This window comes from Aureimonas mangrovi, from assembly GCF_014058705.1.
Taxonomy (GTDB): Bacteria; Pseudomonadota; Alphaproteobacteria; order Rhizobiales; family Rhizobiaceae; genus Aureimonas; species Aureimonas mangrovi.
On sequence record NZ_CP059692.1, the window covers coordinates 2411146 to 2428753 of the forward strand.

The 17608-nt window shown below is 67.3% G+C and carries 20 protein-coding genes; 13 read left to right on the forward strand and 7 right to left on the reverse strand.

Features of this window, described 5'->3' with window-relative positions; all coding sequences use genetic code 11:
* Positions 1-19 precede the first annotated feature (19 nt).
* A complete protein-coding gene (gene xylA, locus H1343_RS11540; RefSeq protein WP_185983044.1) occupies positions 20-1327 on the reverse strand; it encodes a xylose isomerase in 1308 nt (435 codons plus the stop codon).
* Positions 1324-2580, reverse strand: a complete 1257-nt coding sequence (locus tag H1343_RS11545; protein WP_185983045.1) for an ROK family protein — start codon at positions 2578-2580, stop codon at positions 1324-1326. Before H1343_RS11545 ends, xylA begins: the two co-directional genes overlap by 4 nt.
* 167 nt (positions 2581-2747) lie before the next feature.
* Here H1343_RS11545 and xylF point away from each other — a divergent pair, with 167 nt between their 5' ends.
* The 11 genes from xylF to H1343_RS11600 all read left to right on the forward strand — a co-directional run bounded on the left by xylF (position 2748) and on the right by H1343_RS11600 (position 11735).
* Entirely contained in the window at positions 2748-3791 is a 1044-nt protein-coding gene (xylF, locus tag H1343_RS11550; protein ID WP_185983046.1) for a D-xylose ABC transporter substrate-binding protein, read from the forward strand.
* 91 nt (positions 3792-3882) lie between these two features.
* A complete protein-coding gene (locus H1343_RS11555; RefSeq protein ID WP_185983047.1) occupies positions 3883-5193 on the forward strand; it encodes a sugar ABC transporter permease in 1311 nt (436 codons plus the stop codon).
* A gap of 68 nt (positions 5194-5261) precedes the next feature.
* The gene (locus tag H1343_RS11560) at positions 5262-6026 is read left to right on the forward strand and encodes an ATP-binding cassette domain-containing protein (protein ID WP_425484659.1); all 765 of its coding nucleotides are present in this window, start codon (positions 5262-5264) and stop codon (positions 6024-6026) included.
* A gap of 67 nt (positions 6027-6093) precedes the next feature.
* On the forward strand, positions 6094-6951 hold the full coding sequence (locus H1343_RS11565; protein WP_185983049.1) for a D-amino-acid transaminase: 858 nt from the start codon (positions 6094-6096) through the stop codon (positions 6949-6951).
* A gap of 26 nt (positions 6952-6977) precedes the next feature.
* Positions 6978-8468, forward strand: a complete 1491-nt coding sequence (gene glpK / locus H1343_RS11570) for a glycerol kinase GlpK (protein ID WP_185983050.1) — start codon at positions 6978-6980, stop codon at positions 8466-8468.
* 58 nt (positions 8469-8526) lie between these two features.
* Positions 8527-8772 carry a type II toxin-antitoxin system VapB family antitoxin gene (locus H1343_RS11575; protein ID WP_185983051.1) on the forward strand — a complete coding sequence of 82 codons (246 nt, stop codon included), beginning with the start codon at positions 8527-8529 and terminating at the stop codon, positions 8770-8772.
* The gene (locus H1343_RS11580; RefSeq protein WP_185983052.1) at positions 8772-9179 is read left to right on the forward strand and encodes a type II toxin-antitoxin system VapC family toxin; all 408 of its coding nucleotides are present in this window, start codon (positions 8772-8774) and stop codon (positions 9177-9179) included. The genes H1343_RS11575 and H1343_RS11580 overlap by 1 nt, the downstream gene beginning before the upstream one ends.
* Positions 9180-9236: 57 nt before the next feature.
* Positions 9237-9800: a biotin transporter BioY gene (locus tag H1343_RS11585; protein WP_185983053.1), complete on the forward strand. Its 564-nt coding sequence runs from the start codon at positions 9237-9239 to the stop codon at positions 9798-9800.
* A 2-nt stretch (positions 9801-9802) separates the two neighbouring features.
* Entirely contained in the window at positions 9803-10477 is a 675-nt protein-coding gene (locus tag H1343_RS11590; RefSeq protein ID WP_185983054.1) for an energy-coupling factor ABC transporter ATP-binding protein, read from the forward strand.
* Entirely contained in the window at positions 10474-11064 is a 591-nt protein-coding gene (locus tag H1343_RS11595; protein ID WP_185983055.1) for an energy-coupling factor transporter transmembrane component T family protein, read from the forward strand. Before H1343_RS11590 ends, H1343_RS11595 begins: the two co-directional genes overlap by 4 nt.
* 65 nt (positions 11065-11129) lie before the next feature.
* Positions 11130-11735 carry an LOG family protein gene (locus H1343_RS11600; RefSeq protein ID WP_185983056.1) on the forward strand — a complete coding sequence of 202 codons (606 nt, stop codon included), beginning with the start codon at positions 11130-11132 and terminating at the stop codon, positions 11733-11735.
* Between the two features lie 6 nt (positions 11736-11741).
* On the opposite strand, the gene rarD is transcribed toward H1343_RS11600, so the two are convergent.
* The 4 genes from rarD to cysS form a co-directional block, all read right to left on the reverse strand.
* Positions 11742-12653: an EamA family transporter RarD gene (gene rarD / locus H1343_RS11605; RefSeq protein ID WP_185983057.1), complete on the reverse strand. Its 912-nt coding sequence runs from the start codon at positions 12651-12653 to the stop codon at positions 11742-11744.
* Between the two features lie 159 nt (positions 12654-12812).
* Positions 12813-13271, reverse strand: coding sequence for a GFA family protein (locus tag H1343_RS11610; protein ID WP_185983058.1), 459 nt, complete (start codon positions 13269-13271; stop codon positions 12813-12815).
* A 48-nt stretch (positions 13272-13319) separates the two neighbouring features.
* Positions 13320-14279 carry a prolyl aminopeptidase gene (pip, locus tag H1343_RS11615; protein ID WP_185983059.1) on the reverse strand — a complete coding sequence of 320 codons (960 nt, stop codon included), beginning with the start codon at positions 14277-14279 and terminating at the stop codon, positions 13320-13322.
* Positions 14276-15829, reverse strand: a complete 1554-nt coding sequence (cysS, locus tag H1343_RS11620) for a cysteine--tRNA ligase (RefSeq protein WP_246332981.1) — start codon at positions 15827-15829, stop codon at positions 14276-14278. The genes pip and cysS overlap by 4 nt, the downstream gene beginning before the upstream one ends.
* A 355-nt stretch (positions 15830-16184) precedes the next feature.
* On the opposite strand from cysS, the gene H1343_RS11625 reads away from it, so the two are divergent.
* Positions 16185-16364, forward strand: coding sequence for a hypothetical protein (locus H1343_RS11625; protein WP_185983061.1), 180 nt, complete (start codon positions 16185-16187; stop codon positions 16362-16364).
* Between the two features lie 27 nt (positions 16365-16391).
* On the opposite strand, the gene H1343_RS11630 is transcribed toward H1343_RS11625, so the two are convergent.
* Positions 16392-17129 carry an SOS response-associated peptidase gene (locus H1343_RS11630; protein WP_185983062.1) on the reverse strand — a complete coding sequence of 246 codons (738 nt, stop codon included), beginning with the start codon at positions 17127-17129 and terminating at the stop codon, positions 16392-16394.
* On the opposite strand from H1343_RS11630, the gene H1343_RS11635 reads away from it, so the two are divergent.
* On the forward strand, positions 17128-17583 hold the full coding sequence (locus H1343_RS11635; RefSeq protein WP_185983063.1) for an NUDIX domain-containing protein: 456 nt from the start codon (positions 17128-17130) through the stop codon (positions 17581-17583). The two genes, H1343_RS11630 and H1343_RS11635, sit on opposite strands and share 2 nt — an antisense overlap.
* Positions 17584-17608 lie beyond the last annotated feature (25 nt).

Here is a 17608-nt window from a genome sequence, read left to right on the forward strand (position 1 = left end):
TTGAATCCTGCGTCAGGCCCTAGACGTAGCGGGCGACGACCCCCTCCAGAAGCTCCTGACGGCCCGAACGGGGCTGCGGATCGAGAGAAGCTGCGCGGGCGGCCACCTCTTCCAGGGTACGCTCGCCGGCGAGGATCGCGCGGCCCTCCGCGCCGTCCCACCCCGAATAGCGCTCGGCGAGCGGGCCTTCCAGCGCCTTGTCCGCCAGCATCGCCTCAGCAGCGAGAAGCGCCTTTGCGCACGCGTCCATCGAAGCGACATGGGCGACGATCAGATCGTCCGGGTCGATCGACTGCCGGCGGATCTTGGCGTCGAAATTCAGCCCGCCCGTGGTGAAGCCGCCGTTCTTTAGAACCTCGTGAAAGACCAGCGCCATCTCTTTGGGATTCATGGCGAACTGGTCCGTGTCCCAGCCGAGGAGATCGTCGCCGCGATTGATGTCGAGCGACCCGAAGAGGCCGAGCGCGTAGGCCAGCTCGACTTCGTGCTCGAAGGAATGGCCGGCGAGGATCGCGTGGTTCTGCTCGATGTTCAGCTTCACGTCGGCCGTCAGGTCGTGTCGCTCGAGGAAGCCGTAGACGGTCGCGACGTCGAAATCGTACTGGTGCTTGGTCGGCTCCTTGGGCTTGGGCTCGATCAGGATCGGCCCGGTGAAGCCGATCTTGTGCTTGTAGTCGACGAGCATCGACAGGAAGCGGCCGAGCTGATCGAGCTCCTGGCCCATGCGCGTGTTGAGCAGCGTCTCGTAGCCCTCGCGTCCACCCCAGCACACGTAGTTCTCGCCGTTCAGCCGGTGCGTGGCATCCATCGCCGCCTTCACCTGCCCCACCGCATAGGCGAAGACGTCCGGGTCCGGGTTGGTGGCCGCGCCGCCCATGTAACGACGGTGCGAGAAGAGGTTGGCCGTGCCCCAGAGGAGCCGGACCTTCTCGCGCTCCATCTTCTCCTCGAAGAGGTCCGTAATGGCCTTCAGATTGTCGATGGATTCGGACAGCGACGCGCCTTCCGGCGCGACGTCGACATCGTGGAAGGTGAAGAACGGCACGTCGAGCACGCGGAAGAGGTCGAAGGCCGTCTCGGCCTTCGCCTTGGCGAGCGCCAGCGGATCGTCGCCGTGCATCCACGGCCGCAGGAAGGTCTCGCCGCCGAACGGGTCGCCGCCCGGCCAGGTGAAGGAGTGCCAGTAGCAGACGGCGAAGCGAAGCTGCTCCTCCATCGTGCGGCCCATCACCTGCCGGTTCTTGTCGTAATGGCGGAAGGCCAGCGGGTCGCGCGAGCCCTCCCCCTCGAAGCGGATCGGTTCGCTACGCTCGAAGAAGCCTGTCATGTCATTCCTCCCATGAGTGGTGCCGGGGCATCCTCCGCCCCCATGTTGCGTCCCGCTGGGGCGATCGCCCCGGCCAGTTCGTCGTCGATCGCGGCCAGCCCGAAGGCAAGCGAAGCGTCGAGCAGGACCTCGTCCGAATCGGGAAAGACGAAGAAGGGTGTGTCGCGGCCGATGCCCTCGATGGCGCTGACGGCGATGCCGCGCCGGATGGCCGGCTCCAGAAGGTCCATCGCGGCCGCGCCTGAGCCGACGAAGGCAACCGGCACCGGATCGATCAGCGTGAACATGCGCCCCAGCCCATAACCCAGCGCCTCCCCGGCCCGCTCGTAGGCTGCAAGCGCAAGTCGCTCTCCAGCACGTGCGGCCTGTGCGAGTTCCGCCATGTCCATCTCGTCGACGCGATGGCCGAGATGGCGGGCGTTGGCGCCGCGCGCCGCGCGCCAGATCGCATAGTCGCCGGCATAGGCCTCGATGCAGCCGTGATTGCCGCAACGACAGGGCTCCCCGCCCGGGATGTGGTTCAGGTGGCCGAACTCCACTGCCGAAGAGCGCGCGCCTCGAAAGGTCGAACCGGAGAGCTTCAGCCCCATGCCGACGCCGAAGCCGATGAAGAGCGTGGCGAAGGCCGGCTCGTCGATCTCCCCGCTCCAGCGGAAGCGTTCCGGCATCAGCCCGCAATCGTTGGCGACGGTCACGGGCGCGGCGAAGCGCGCTTCCAGCGAGGTCGCCATGTCGGTGTCGCGCGCCTTGAGGATCGGCGACCAGAGAAGCCGGCGGCTGGCCGAATCCGTCACGCCCTGCACGGCGACGACGATCCGGTCGAGCCGCGCGATCCTCCCTTCATCCAGCGTTGCGTCGATCAGACCTTCCACCGCATCAACGAGCGCCGGCCCGTCGAGCGCCAGAAGATCGGCCTCGCGGGAGCGTGCGGCGACGATCCCCCCCGCATAATCGCAGATATGGACGGCGACCTCGCCCACAGTCACCTTCACGGCGGCGAGAAGAGCGCGGGCGGGCGAAAGCGAAAGGCTGAACTCGGGCCGCCCACGCCTGGCGGGAACCGCGGCCGCCTCGTCCTCGCTGAGCACCCCCTCGCGCAGGAGATCGCTCGCGATCGAGGACGCCGCGGAAAAGGACAGCCCGGTCGCCTCGCTCAGGCGCCGACGAGTCGAGGCTCCAGCACGCCGAAAATGCTCGATGGAGAGCCGGCGGTTCTGGCGGCGGACCGCCTCCGCATCGGTCTTTGACAGCATCGCATCATCCGTTTCCCCACGGGCTCTTTCGGCCGTTGCAGGCGAGATTGACACGCGTTGCGTTGTCTGTCACCATTTTTTCTCCGGCTTGGAATAAAAGGCCGGAGAGGGCTGGAGGGCCCTTCACAACGGTTTTCGGCGCGCTGCCAGCGCCGTGGGAGGAAGTCATGAAGACGATGAAGATCGCCCTTGCGGGTGTGGCCCTTTCTCTCGTCCTGGCCGGCGTGGCCAAGGCGCAGGAGGGGCTGGTTGTCGGCGTGTCCTGGTCGAACTTCCAGGAAGAGCGCTGGAAGACCGACGAGGCGGCGATCCGTGCCGCGCTCGAGGAAGCGGGTGCTCGCTACATCTCGGCCGATGCGCAATCCTCGGCGGCCAAGCAGCTCACCGACGTGGAAAGCCTCATCAGCCAAGGCGCCAATGCGCTCATCGTCCTTGCTCAGGATTCTTCGGCCATCGGTCCGGCTGTCGAGAACGCCGCCAACAACGGTATCCCGATCATCGCCTACGACCGGTTGATCGAGAACGCCGACGCCTTCTACATCACCTTCGACAACGTGGAAGTTGGCCGCATCCAGGCGCGCTCGGTGGAAGCCGTCGCGCCCTCCGGCAACTACGTCTTCATCAAAGGTTCGTCGGCCGACCCGAACGCCGACTTCCTGTTCTCCGGCGCGATGGAAGTCCTCCAGCCGAAGATCGATTCCGGCGAAATCGTCAATGTCGGCGAGGCCTATACGGACGGCTGGCTGCCGGAAAACGCGCAGGCCAACATGGAACAGTTCCTGACGGCCAACAACAACGAGGTCGACGCCGTGGTCGCCGCCAACGACGGCACGGCCGGCGGCGCCGTCGCCGCCCTCGAGGCGCAGGGGCTGGCGGGTGCCGTGCCCGTCTCCGGACAGGACGCCGACCACGCCGCGCTCAACCGCATCGCACGCGGCACGCAGACCGTCTCGGTGTGGAAGGACTCGCGTGAGCTTGGCCGGGAGGCAGCCGAGATCGCTCTCCAGCTCGCCGACGGCACGGCGATGGACGAGATCGAGGGGGTGACAACCTTCAACGGCGGGCCGAACGGCGTGGAGATGACGTCGCTCTTCCTCACGCCTGTGCCGATCACCCAGGAAAACCTCGGCACCATCATCGAGTCCGGCTGGGTGACGAAGGACGTCGTCTGCCAGGGCGTCTCGCCCGGCTCCGTGCCGGCCTGCGACTGATCGCTGCGGGACGGGGCCGTCCGGTTCGGTCGGCCCCTCTTTCTGCCCTGCGGCGTGAACGCGCCGGACAATGCGCATGGGAGGATCGGCCATGAGCGACACGACGGCTTCGAAAGTCGGGGAGCGCCCCGGTACAGGCGGGAGCGCCCTCGCGCGGCTCATACGCGCGACCGAGATCGATACCCGCATGCTCGGCATGCTGGGCGCCCTCCTCGTCATCTGGCTCGTCTTCCACGTGATGTCGGGCGGCGTCTTTCTGACGCCGCGCAATCTCTGGAACCTCTCGGTTCAGACGGCGTCGATTGCGGTGATGTCCACCGGCATGGTGCTCGTCATCGTGACGCGCAACATCGACCTGTCGGTCGGCTCCATCCTCGGCTTCACCGGCATGGTGATGGCGGTGACGCAGGTGCAGTTCCTGCCACCGCTCCTCGGTTTCGAGGGCCCGTTCAACTGGCTGATCGCGACGCTTGCGGGCGTTGCCGTCGGCGTCGTCATCGGCGGCCTGCAGGGCGCCATCATCGCCTATCTCGGGGTGCCGGCCTTCATCGTCACGCTCGGCGGCCTGCTCATCTGGCGCGGCGGCGCTTGGTGGCTGACCTCCGGGCGCACCGTCGCGCCGATGGACACAACCTTCCGCCTGATGGGCGGCGGGGCGGACGGCTCTCTCGGCGAGACATGGACGTGGGTGCTGGCGATCGTCGCCTGCACCGCCGTCGCGCTCTCCTTCCTGCTGGCGCGCAGGCGCCGGCGCCGGTTCAACTTCCCGCTCCGCCCCGTCTGGGCCGAGATCACGCTCGGCGCCGTCGCCTTCGCCGGCATCCTCGGGGCCGCCGCCGTGCTCAACGCCTACAAATGGCCGAGTGCCATCGCCCGCCGATACGCCGAGGCCAACAATATCCCCATCCCGGAGGGCGGCCTGTCGATCGGCTACGGCATCGCCATCCCGGTTCTCATTGCCGTCGTAATCGGCATCGTCATGACCTTCGTGACGACGCGCACGCGCTTCGGCCGCTACGTCTTCGCCATCGGCGGAAACCCGGAGGCCGCCGAACTCGCCGGCATCAACACGCGCTGGGTGCTGACCAAGGTCTTCATGCTGATGGGCGGGCTCGCCGCACTCGGCGCAGCCATCTCCACCGCGCGCCTCAACGCCGCGACGAACGCGCAAGGCACGCTCGACGAGCTTTACGTCATCGCCGCGGCCGTCATCGGCGGCACCTCGCTCGCCGGCGGCGTCGGCACGGTGGCCGGCGCCATGATCGGCGCGGTGGTGATGCAGTCGCTCCAGTCCGGCATGGTGCTTCTGGGCATCGACTCGCCGCTGCAGGCGATCATCGTCGGCGTGGTTCTCGTCATCGCCGTGTGGATTGACGGCGTCTATCGCAGGAGGACGGCATGAGCACGCTCGAAGCCATAGCCGACCACGGGCGCGGCACGTCCGACAGCATCGACCGCTCCGGCACGCCGATGGTGGAGATGGAGGACATCTCCATCGCCTTCGGTGGCATCCACGCCGTGGACGGCGCCTCGATCAACCTCTTTCCGGGCGAGGTCGTCGCGCTTCTCGGGCATAACGGAGCCGGAAAGTCGACGCTGATCAAGATCCTCTCAGGCGCCTACAAGCGCGATTCCGGCTCGATCCGCGTCGGCGGCAAGGAAGCCGCGATCGCCAATCCGCGCGACGCCAAGGCCCACGGCATCGAGACGATCTATCAGACCCTGGCGCTGGCCGACAATGTGGACGCCGCCGCCAACCTCTTTCTCGGCCGCGAGATCCTGACGCCTTTCGGCACGCTCGACGACGCGGCGATGGAGGCCGAGGCCCGCAGGGTGATGGGGCGGCTCAACCCCAATTTCCGCCGCTTCAAGGAGCCGGTGAAGGCGCTTTCGGGCGGCCAGCGCCAGTCCGTCGCCATCGCCCGCGCCATCCTCTTCAACGCCCGCATCCTGATTATGGACGAGCCGACGGCCGCGCTCGGCCCGCAGGAGACGGCGCAGGTGGGCGAACTCATCAAGGAGCTGAAAAAGGAGGGCATCGGCATCTTCCTGATCAGCCACGACATCCACGACGTCTTCGATCTCGCCGACCGCGTCGTGGTGATGAAGAACGGCCAGGTCGTCGGCGAGGCGGAGACGAGCGCCGTGACCAAGGACGAGGTGCTGGGCATGATCATCCTCGGCAAGTGCCCGCCGGGTGCCACGCCCGGCCCCGGCGCCGCCGGCGGCTTCTAGAGAAGGCTTTCCCGGCGCGTCCTCGCGATGTAGCAAGACGGCGGTCGAACGCGCGAGGAGCCCTGCCATGAGCCGCACCGTCTACGTCAACGGCGAGTATCTGCCCGAGGAAGACGCGAAGATCTCCGTCTTCGACCGCGCCTTTCTCTTCGCCGACGGCGTCTACGAGGTGACGGCGGTCGTCGGCGGCAAGCTGCTCGAATTCTCCGGCCACATGGCGCGCCTTCGCCGCTCGCTCGGCGAGCTCGGCATCAACGAGCCCGCGAGCGAGGACGAGCTTCTCGCCATCCACCGAGAGATGGTCGCGCGCAACGGCCTCGATGAAGGCCTGATCTACCTGCAGGTCACGCGCGGCTCCGCCGACCGCGACTTCGCCTTCCCGCCGGCGGACACCGTTCCCTCGCTCGTTCTCTTCACGCAGGCCGGGCCGGTGATCGACAAGCCGACCGCCGCAAAGGGCCTGCGCGTCGCTCTCCTGCCCGACATGCGCTGGGGCCGACGCGACATCAAGACCGTTCAGCTGCTCTACCCTTCCATCGCCAAAATGGAGGCCAAGAAGCTCGGCAAGGACGATGCCTGGCTCGTCGAGGACGGCAAGATCACCGAAGGCACCTCGAACAACGCCTATATCGTCCTCGAAGACGGCAGGGTCGTCACCCGCCCGCTGTCGCATGCGATCCTCCCGGGCATCACCCGCGCCTCGCTGATGCGCGTTGCGGCCGAACACGGCGTTACCATCGAGGAGCGGCCCTTCACTGTGGAGGAGGCCAGATCGGCGCGCGAGGCGTTCATCACCTCGGCCAGTTCCTTCGCCACGCCCGTCGTGGAGATCGACGGCGTCGCGATCGGTGATGGCAGGCCCGGCCCGCTCTCCATGCGCCTGCGCGAGATCTACATCGAAGAGTCGCTGCGCAACGCCATCTGAAGCATCGGAAGCGGAGGGAGGAACGCTTGTCCGGCTACGTCATCGCGATCGACCAGGGCACGACCTCGTCGCGGGCCATCGTCTTCGACGATGACCTGCGGGTCCTGGGCATCGGCCAGCAGGAATTCCCGCAGCACTTCCCGCGGCCCGGCTGGGTGGAGCACGACCCTGAGGACATCTGGTCCTCGGTCGTCGCCACGGTGAAGGCGGCGCTTGCCGACGCATCGCTGTCGGCGCGCGACATCGCCGCGATAGGCATCACCAACCAGCGCGAGACGACGATCCTTTGGGACCGCGAGACGGGCGAGGCCGTCCACAACGCGGTGGTCTGGCAGGACCGGCGTACGGCCGAGATGTGTCGCCGGCTGGTGGCGGATGGCGCTGAGGCGACGATCACCGCGAGGACAGGGCTCGTCATCGACCCGTATTTCTCGGCCACCAAGCTCGCCTGGCTCCTCGATGCCGTTCCGAACGCACGGGAGCGGGCTGAGGCCGGCCGCCTCGCCTTCGGCACGGTCGACTCATTCCTCCTCTGGCGGCTGACGGGCGGCGCGGTCCACGCCACGGATGCCACCAACGCAGCGCGCACCATGCTCTTCGACATCGAGCGGAACGATTGGGACGACGAACTTCTGGCGCTTTTCTCGATCCCACGCACGCTTCTGCCGGAGGTGAAGGACTGCGCCGACGACTTCGGAAGCACCCTCCCCTCGCTCTTCGGCGGCGCCATCGCGATACGGGGCGTTGCCGGAGATCAGCATGCCGCCGTCCTCGGCAATGCGTGCTTCGCGCCGGGCATGATGAAGGCGACCTACGGCACCGGATGCTTCGCGGTCCTCAACACAGGCAGCGAGAGCGTCGCATCGCAGAACCGTCTCCTGTCCACCGTCGCCTATCGCCTCGCCGGTCGCACGACCTATGCGCTGGAGGGCTCGATCTTCATCGCGGGCGCCGCCGTGCAATGGCTGCGCGACGGGCTCGGCCTCGTTTCGCGCGCCGACGAGAGCGGGCCGATGGCTGCGCGCGCGCTCGAGGAGGAAGACGTCTATCTCGTCCCGGCCTTCACCGGGCTCGGCGCGCCGTGGTGGGATGCGGAGGCGCGCGGCTCGATGCATGGGCTGACGCGACGCACCGGCCCGAACGAGTTCGCCCGCGCCGCGCTGGAATCGGTGGCCTACCAGACTGCCGACCTTCTCGACGCGATGCGCGCCGACTGGCCGGCAGCAGCCGACACGGTCCTGCGCGTCGACGGCGGCATGGTGGCGAGCGACTGGACGATGCAGCGCCTCGCCGACATTCTCGCCGCGCCCGTGGACCGGCCGACGGTGCTGGAGACGACCGCGCTCGGCGCGGCCTGGCTCGCCGGGTATCAGGCGGGCGTCTGGCCCGATGCCGAAGGCTTTTCCGCGCGCTGGCAGTTGGAGCGCCGCTTCGAGCCGGGCATGGACGCAGTCACGCGCGGCCGAAAGCTCGCCGGCTGGCGCGATGCCGTGCGCCGGACGCTGACCACCAACTGACAGCGCTCGACAGCGGGATATACCGAGCTTATCTTCTGGATATCCCAAGGAGGCCGCCATGCCACTTTACGTGAAGGACCAGGAGGTCGGCGAGCTTGCCACGCGCCTTGCGACCATCAAGGGCACCAGCAAGACCGACGCCGTGCGTGTCGCGCTGAAGCACGAGTTGGAGCGGGCGAAGCCCTCCTATGACGCGAAGCTGGCCGAGTTGCGAAGGATCCAAGCCGACTTGAGGGCGAAGGCGAAGCCGGGAGGCTTGCCGACCACCAAGGAGTGGATCGATAGCCTCTACGAGGACGATTGATGTTCATCGATGCCTCGGCCATCTGCGCTTCCCTCCTCGGTGAGCCGGACGGTGACGGCTTCTACCACGCGATCGCCACCGCTCCCGATGCGAGGACGTCCGCGATGGCGTTATGGGAAAGTGCGCTGGCCGTAGCCCGAGTGGACAAGATATCGCCTTCAGAGGCTCTGTCGGCGGTCAACCGTTTCGTTGCGGCAGCGGAAATCGAAGTAGTCTCGGTCCCGCCGGAGACCGCCGCTCTCGCCTTCGAGGCGTTCGAGCGCTTCGGGAAGGGCCGGCATCCGGCAGGGCTCAACTTCGGCGACTGCTTCGCCTATGCCTGCGCGCGCCATTTCGGCGTGCCGCTCCTCTACAAGGGCGAGGACTTCGCTCACACCGATATCCCGACGGTGCGCATCGCCGATTGATTTCGCCGCGGCGATAGGCTCCACAGAAGCTCGCTCAACCGTTCGGAACTCATCCGCATGACCACACGAGACATCGTCCAGATCGCTCTCTTCGCCGCGCTGATGGCGGTGCTGGCGATCTTCCCGCCGATCATGATCCCTGCGCTGGGCGTTCCGGTCACGGCTCAGTCGCTGGGACCGCTCTTGGCCGGCGGCATCCTCGGTGCGCGGCGCGGCGGACTTTCGATGCTTCTCTTCGTCGCGCTGGTCGCGCTCGGCCTGCCGCTCCTCTCCGGCGGGCGCGGAGGCCTTGCCACGCTCGTCGGCCCCTGGAGCGGCTACATCTGCGGCTGGGTCGCGGCCGCCTTCGTCACCGGCTTCCTGACCGAGCGGTTCTGGCGCCGCATCAACGTTGTCACGGCGTTCGCCATCACGGCCTTCGCGGGCATCGGCGTCGTCTACGCGATCGGCGTTCCGTGGTTTGCCGCGATGTCCGGTATGCCGCTTCCGCAAGCCTTCGCGGCCTCGGCGATCGCCTTTATCCCCGGCGATGTCGTGAAGGCCGCCGTCGCCGCGCTCGCCATCGTGGCCGTCAAGCGCTCCTACCCGCTGATCGAGGCTCGGGTTCAAGGCCGAGGCTGACGATGATCAACATCGCCGACGTCACGGTCCGCCGCGACGGGCGCGGCGTCATCGAAGGTCTGTCGCTGACACTCACAGAGCGGCGCATCGGCGTGATCGGCGCCAACGGGTCGGGCAAATCGACATTCGTGCGGCTCCTCAACGGCCTCGTCCTTCCCGACGAGGGCGCAGCCTCCGTCTTCGGGCTCGATACGCAAGCCGCGACGAAGGACGTGCGGCGTCGCGTCGGCTTCGTCTTCCAGAACCCGGACAACCAGATCGTCTACCCGACCGTCGGCGAGGATGTCGCCTTCGGCCTGAAGCGGCTGAAACTTCCGGCCGACGAGGAGCGTCGGCGCGTTGCCGAACGCCTCGCGCTGCACGGGCTGACGGGTTTCGAGGATCGGCTCGCCCACACGCTTTCGGGCGGCGAGCGTCAGATGGTGGCGCTGGCCGGCGTCCTCGTCACCCAGCCTGACCTCCTCGTCCTCGACGAGCCTACGACGCTTCTCGACAGGCGCAACCGCGCGCGGATCCTGCGCGCAGTCGAGGCCTATGACGGCCAGGTGGTGATGGTCACGCACGATCTCGATCTCCTTCAAGGCTTCGATCGTGTGCTCGTCTTCGAGAGCGGGCGCGTGGTGGCGGACGCCGCGCCGTCCGACGCCATCGCCTTCTATGAGGAGATCTGCCGATGATCGCCGGTCTCTACGCGCACCGCGAGAGCCCAATCCACCGCCTGCCACCGGGCGTGAAGCTCGCCGCCTTGCCGATCGCGGGGACGCTCGTCTTCGCCCTCCCCTCGCTGGCGGTCGCCGCCTCCGTCTTTGCGCTGACGCTCCTCGGCTACGTCGTCGCGCGCCTCGGCCTGCGTCTGGCATGGGCGCAGTTTCGCCCGGTCCTCTTCGTCCTCGCGCTGATCGCCGCCGCCCAGCTCTGGTTCGGCACGCCTTTCGATGCCGCGCTCGCGGCCCTGCGCCTCGCCGCGCTGATCCTTCTCGCCGCCCTGATGACGCTGACGACGCGCACGGCCGATCTTGTCGCGGTTCTGGAGCGCGTTCTGTCGCCGCTGCGGCCGCTCGGGGTCGACCCGGCGCGCGTGAGCCTCGCCATCTCGCTGACGCTGAGTTTCATCCCGATGGTGGCGCAGATCGTCGAGGAGGTGCGCGAGGCGCAGGCCGCGCGGGGTATTCGTCGCTCGACGCTGCGCCTCGCCGTGCCCGTGATCGTTCGGCTTCTGAAGGCCGGCGACGAGATCGCCGAGGCGATAGACGCGCGAAGCTGAGCGCGCCATGCGATTTCACCCGAGCCTGGCTTGACCCGGCTGCGCCCGCATCCGACTTTCCTCGCATGAGCACGATTCGATCCGTCTGCGTCTATTGCGGTTCCTCCGCAGGACGCGATCCCATCTACATGCGGACCGCAGAAGCCCTCGGCACAGCGCTGGGCGAAGCTGGTGTGCGCCTCGTCTACGGCGGTGGCACGCGCGGCATCATGGGCGCGGTCTCCGATGCGGTGATCCGCGCCGGCGGCAGCGTCACCGGCATCATCCCGCGCTTCCTGATCGACATGGAGGCGACCGAGCGCGAACTGAAGCGGCTGGACGAGCTGATCGTTACCGCCGACATGCACGAGCGCAAGCACATCATGTTCGAGCGCGCGGACGCGTTCGTCGCGCTGCCGGGCGGCATCGGCACGCTGGAAGAGCTGATCGAGATCATGACGTGGAGCCAGCTCGGCCGGCACCGCAAGCCGATCGTCATCGCAAATGTGAACGGCTTCTGGGACCCGCTGTCGGGCCTCCTCGATCACATGCGCGGCGAAGGCTTCATCCACACCGCGCACCAGGTGCAGCCGCTGGTCATCGACGATGTCGAGGACATCCTGCCTGCGATCAGGGACGCGGCCGAGCCTGCCCGCGCGGACGGCGCCGAGGAGATCATCGAGCGGCTGTAGAAGGCTTCAGACCCTGGCGCGCCTTCGCCGTCCCTGCGTGATCAAAGACAGCGTGTAGACGACGAGCCCCGCCCAGATGAAGGCGAAGGCGATGCCCTGCATGACGCCGAACGGCTCGCCGAAAACGAACACCGCCGTGAGCGCGATGAGCGAGGGCGTGATGTATTGCAGGATGCCGATGGTCGAGAGCCGCAGCAGCCTTGCGCCGGCGGCGTAGAGGATCAGCGGGATTGCGGTCAGCGGGCCGGCGGCGACCAGGAGCAGCGTTTCCTTCGGCATGATGCCGAACTGGGTCTGGCCGGCCGCGGTCAGCCAGATCGCGGCGGCGAGCGCGGGCATGAACAGGATCACGATCTCGAGGAAGAAGCCTTCCGCGGCGCCGTAGGGCGTCGTCTTGCGCAGGAGGCCATAGAGCGCGAAGGAGCCCGCGAGCACCAGCGATACCCACGGCAGGCCGCCCGCCTCGATCGCCATCACCGCGACGCCGCAGGCGGCGAGCGCGATGGCGACGATCTGTTGCGCGTTCAGCCTCTCACCCAGCAGAAAGACGCCGAAGAGAAGGCTGACCAGCGGGTTGATGTAGTAGCCGAAGGCCGCGTCGACGCCATGCCCGGTCGCAATGGCGTAGACATAGACCGTCCAGTTGATCGAGATGACGACCGCGCAGAGCAGTGCCAGCCCGGCGATGCGCCATGTGAGTGCGCGCCACAGGGGGATGATCCCGCCTTGCCAGGCGAGGATCGCCGCGGCGAAAGGCAGGGCCCACAGGATGCGATGCGCCACCACCTCGCCCAGATGGACGCCGGAGAGCGACCACAGGAAGATCGGCAGCACGAGCCCCCAGATCCCATAGGCCGCAAGGGCGTAGACATAGCCCTGCACGGGCTCGGGCTTGTTCTGATCTGGCGTTTGAGACACGGGGCGGCTTTCGCTGATCTGAGGCGACGTGCGCCGCCGCTCCTCCTACCAGCGAGGCGGGCTCCCGGACACCCGTTTTCCAGTGATCGCGATCATTCGCAAGACTGATGGTTCACAGCGTCGGCCGGACGCCGGATGCAGCGCGGCCCATTGGTTCGCTCAGTCGTGGTCCGGGTGCTGGTAGGAGCGAATGCCGCGCAGGCTGGTATCCGTCTCGGCGTCCTCTTCCGTCGTCGTGCCGGGCAGCGCGTCGAGATCGCCGATGAAGGGCAGTCGCGCTTCCAGCCCGTACTGCAGCGTCGGCGTAATCGCGGCCGGGTCGTCGAAGGCACCGTGCGCGAGCGCGACGCCGTCCGGCGTCTCGTAGGTCAGCGGTGTGCCGCATTGCGGGCAGAAGCCCCGCTCGGCAAGGCTCGAGGAGCGGAAGCGGGCCGGCTCGGCCTTCGTCCAGGTCAGATGCCCCTTCCGCGCCGAGACGAGCGGCGCGTAGAAACCGCCGAACGCCTTCTGACACATGCGGCAATGGCAGATGGACGCCTCCGCCTCCCCTTCGAGGCGGAAGCGCACCGCCCCGCACTGGCACCCGCCGGTATGGACCGGCCCGTTCTCGATCGACATCGCATCCTCCTGTACACAGCGTAAAAGATGCGGCGCGCGGGCCGTGCGTCAACGCGCGAAGCGGTCCGTCGCCTCGATCAGGAGCTTCAGGGTCCCGGGCTCCGAGAAGGCGTGGCCGGCGTCCTCGACGATCGAGAGCTGCGAGCCGGGCCAGGCGTGATGAAGGTCCCAGGCCGTCACCGGAGGCGTCACGACATCGTAGCGCCCCTGCACGATGACGCCGGGGATATCCGCCATGGTGCCAGCCTCGCGGATGAGCTGCCCTTCGCGCAGCCAGAGATTGTGGAAGAAATAGTGGTTCTCGATGCGGGCGAAGGCGATCGTCGCGTCGCTCGCGCCCTCGTCGCCGCCCCCACCGCCGCCATAGGCGCGGCGCATGGAGACGGTCTGCGCTTCCCAGCCCGTCCAGGCGCGCGCAGCCCTTGCGCGCACCGCGCGATCTTCGTCGGTTAGGAGCCGACGATAGGCGGCGACCGGGTCCGCAAGGCCTGCCGGGGGCAGCGGAGCCAGAAAGCGCCGCCACTCCTCCGGGAAGAGCCTGCTCGCGCCTTCGCGGTAGAACCAGTCTAGCTCGGCGCGCCGCCCGGCGAAGACGCCGCGCAGCACCATCTCGGTGACGCGCTCCGGGTGCGTCTGCGCGTAGGCGAGCCCCAGCGTCGCTCCCCAGGAGCCGCCGAACACCATCCAGCGCTCCACGTCCAGATGCTCGCGCAGGCGCTCGATGTCGGCGACCAAGTGCCAGGTCGTGTTGGAATCGAGAAGTCCGCTCGGCGTCGAACGCCCGCAGCCGCGCTGGTCGAACAGGAGGATGCGGTAGCGCGCGGGGTCGAACAGGCGGCGGTGTACCGGCCCGCAGCCTGAGCCCGGCCCCCCGTGCAGAAAGACCACGGGCTTGCCGTCCGGGTTGCCGCACAGCTCCCAGTAGAGCGAGTGCCCGTTGCCGACATCGAGATGACCGCTGAGATAGGGCTCGATCGAGGGATAGAGCCCGCCGCCCTCGCCCCTCATCGCTTCAGCTCCCATGTCGTGACGCGCTCGCCCGTGGCCGGGTCCTTGCCGTCCTTGAGCTGGATGCCTTGCGCCGCGAGATCGTCGCGGATCGCATCGGCGGCCGCAAAGTCCTTCGCCTTGAGCTTCTCGAGGCGATCGGAGATGAACGTCGCGATGTCGACCCGGGCCCTTACAGCAGCAACAGCGTCGATCTCCTCGATCGACGCGAGCGGCCCGCCATAATTACGATCGCGTTCCTCGACGAGGGCCGAGACTTTCTTAGCTACACCGATTCCCTCTTCTGCAGACTGCTGCAATCCGAGAAAACGCAGATTTGCGGCAACGGCCATTTTATTATCGTCAGTTAACGGCTGAGCCATAAGGTGGTCGAGCCGTGACAACGCCTGAGCAATGTTTAGGTCATCACATAGTGAATTGATTAGCTCGCCCTCTGGAGCTGCATAGGCATGCTCCATCAGCATCGCCGAACGACTTCGCCATCGTGAGAGACGATTGCGAGCTTCCTCCAAGCGGCGAACGGAAAAGTCGATTGGCTCACGGTAGTGAGTCATCATCATCATCAAACGAACTATGCTGCCAGACCACCTTCGCCCGCCGACCTTCTCAGTGTGCAGGACGTCAGCGATGGTCAAAAAATTCCCCTCGGACTTCGACATCTTGCGGCCCTCGACCTGCACGAAGCCGTTGTGCATCCAGACCTGCGCCATCTGCGACGTGCCATGGGCGCAGCAGGATTGCGCGATCTCGTTCTCGTGGTGAGGAAAGATCAGGTCCAGCCCGCCGCCGTGAATGTCGAAGACCTGCCCGAGATAGGCCTCGCTCATCACCGAGCACTCGATGTGCCAGCCCGGCCGCCCCCGGCCCCAGGGGCTGTCCCAGCCCGGCTCGTTCTCGCTCGACAGTTTCCACAGGACGAAGTCCGCCGGGTTCTTCTTGTGCGCCTCCACGGCCACGCGCGCGCCCGCCTGCTGCTCATCGAGCCTGCGCCGCGAGAGGGCGCCGTAAGCGGGCATCGACGCGACGTCGAACAGGACCTCGCCGCCCGCCACATAGGCATGGCCCTTCGCGATCAGCGTCTCGATCATCGAGACCATGTCGGGCAGGCCGTCGGCGCGCGGCGTGACGAAGGCCGTCGCACGTGGCTCGACGGTCGGCGGCAGGCAGCCGAGCGCGGCAACGTCCTCATGAAACTGCGCGGCGGTCTTCTGGGTAACGCGGGCGATCGCCTCGTTCAGCGGCAGGCCGGGAAAGTCACGTGCGGCGCGCGCGTTGATCTTGTCGTCCACGTCCGTGATGTTGCGCGCATAGGTGACATGCGCCTCGCCGTAGAGATGGCGCAGGAGGCGGAACAGGACATCGAAGACGATCACCGGCCGGGCGTTGCCGATATGGGCGAAATCGTAGACCGTCGGCCCGCAGACATACATGCGCACGCGCCGCTCGGCTTCGGTGACGCCGGAGTCCGGCGACCAGTCGAGCGGTCGGAACGCTTCCTTGCGGCGCGTCAGCGTGTTGGTGAGGGTCAGTCCACGAAAGCCGTCGTCCACGTGCATGCTCCTGCGGCCGCCACCGTGGCGGCGCCGGTTTGCTACCGCATCGGCCGGAAAATCGAAACCGGATCTCCCCCTCCCTCACGCCGAACCGATCGGGCAGCCGTTGCCGCACGGCCACACATCGACGCGTTTTAACTTTGCCAATCGTAAGTTCCACTTCGCAACCGGCGGCGGGGGGCCATCGAACAAAGCGCAAACGGCTGCCCGTCAACAATTGTGGCGACGATGAACATCACATGAACGATTCTTTAAGTATAACTTCATCGATTTTATTTCAATTGGCCGCGAAAGAGCCTCAATCGCTCCCCACCTTCAGAGCATCGCAAGGTTCTCATACAGGAACAGGGAAATGACCGCGCACATCGCCGCCTTCCGCTCGAAACATGAACGCGAGACCGAAGTCCGCCTTCTGGAGCAGTACAAGAAGATCGGCATCGCCTCGATCGCCGCCGCTGCGGCCGCCGTCCGGGCTCATCAGCCGCGCAAGCCGATGCTGGCGACGCGGCCCCGGCTCCAGACGGCAGACTGAGGCGCGGCGTGCCGCATCGACCCTCGTTCAGAAGGGCAGGCTCGCCTGCCCGCCGGGCGCGTCGCTGCCTCCGTCGTCGGGCGGGGTGATACGATCCTGGACGGTCGGGCCCATGTTGGCGACGCTGTTCACGGCTTCGCCGACGGGGATCGCCTCGAACAACCCTTCCGGCGCCGCGCCCATCAGGCGGGTGACGTCGGCAGGCTCGTTGTCGCGGCAGTTCAGCCAGAAATCGAAGGCCATCTGCGGCACGACCACGGGCATCCGCTCGTGGATCGGCCGCAGATCCGCGCTCGCTTGCGTCGTCAGGATGGTGGCGGTGTCGATCTCGCTGCCGTCGGGTGCGAGAAAAGTCTCCATCAGGCCTGCGAAGGCGATCAGCGAGCCATCACGCGGGCGCAGGAAATGGGGCTGCGAGCGCGCCTTGCCGCCTTGCTTCTGCCATTCGTAGAAACCGGTCGCCGGCACGAGGCAGCGCCGGTAGCGCAGCGCCGCGCGAAAGGCGTTGCGCTCGCCCGCCGTCTCTGCCCGCGCGTTGAACAGGAGCGGGATGTCGGCCGGATCCTTCGCCCAGGCAGGGATCAGGCCCCACCTCGCCAGACGGCCACGCCTCGGGCCGCCCGTGACATGCTCGTCCTCCATGACGATCAGGATCGGCTGCGTCGGGGCGATGTTGTAGCGTGGCGGGAAATCCGCCAGCTCCTCGAGGCCGAAATGCTCCCGCACCTTCAGAACCGGCGCCGATAGGGTGAAACGTCCGCACATGGCCTTGGTAGACGCCCCGCCCCTCCCCCCTGTCAAGCAGGCCCTGCGGCCGACGCTCGGCGTTTCGGCCTGCCTTTTCGTCGCAGGGCAGCTTCTCCTCGTCGAGCGCGGACGGGCCCCGTACGAAGGGTGTTTCACGCTGCCCGGGGGGCGCGTCGAGTTCGGCGAACGCCTTCAGGACGCGGTGGCGCGCGAGCTCTACGAGGAGACCGGGCTGGAGGCCGAGCTCGCCTTCCTGCGCCTGCACGAGGCCATAGAGCCCGGCATCCATGCCGTCATCGCGGTCTTCACGGGATCGCTGGCGGCGGCAGACCCGCAGGCAGGCCACGATGCGCGCGCCGTGCGCCTCGTGGAGGCCGCCGAGTTCGCGGAACTGGAGGATACCGGGCGTCTGACGCCGGGGCTCGGCGCGATCGTGCGCGCGGTCGGCACGACGGAAGGCTGGGGCCCTTGAGCGCGCCGCCTTGCACTTTGAACGG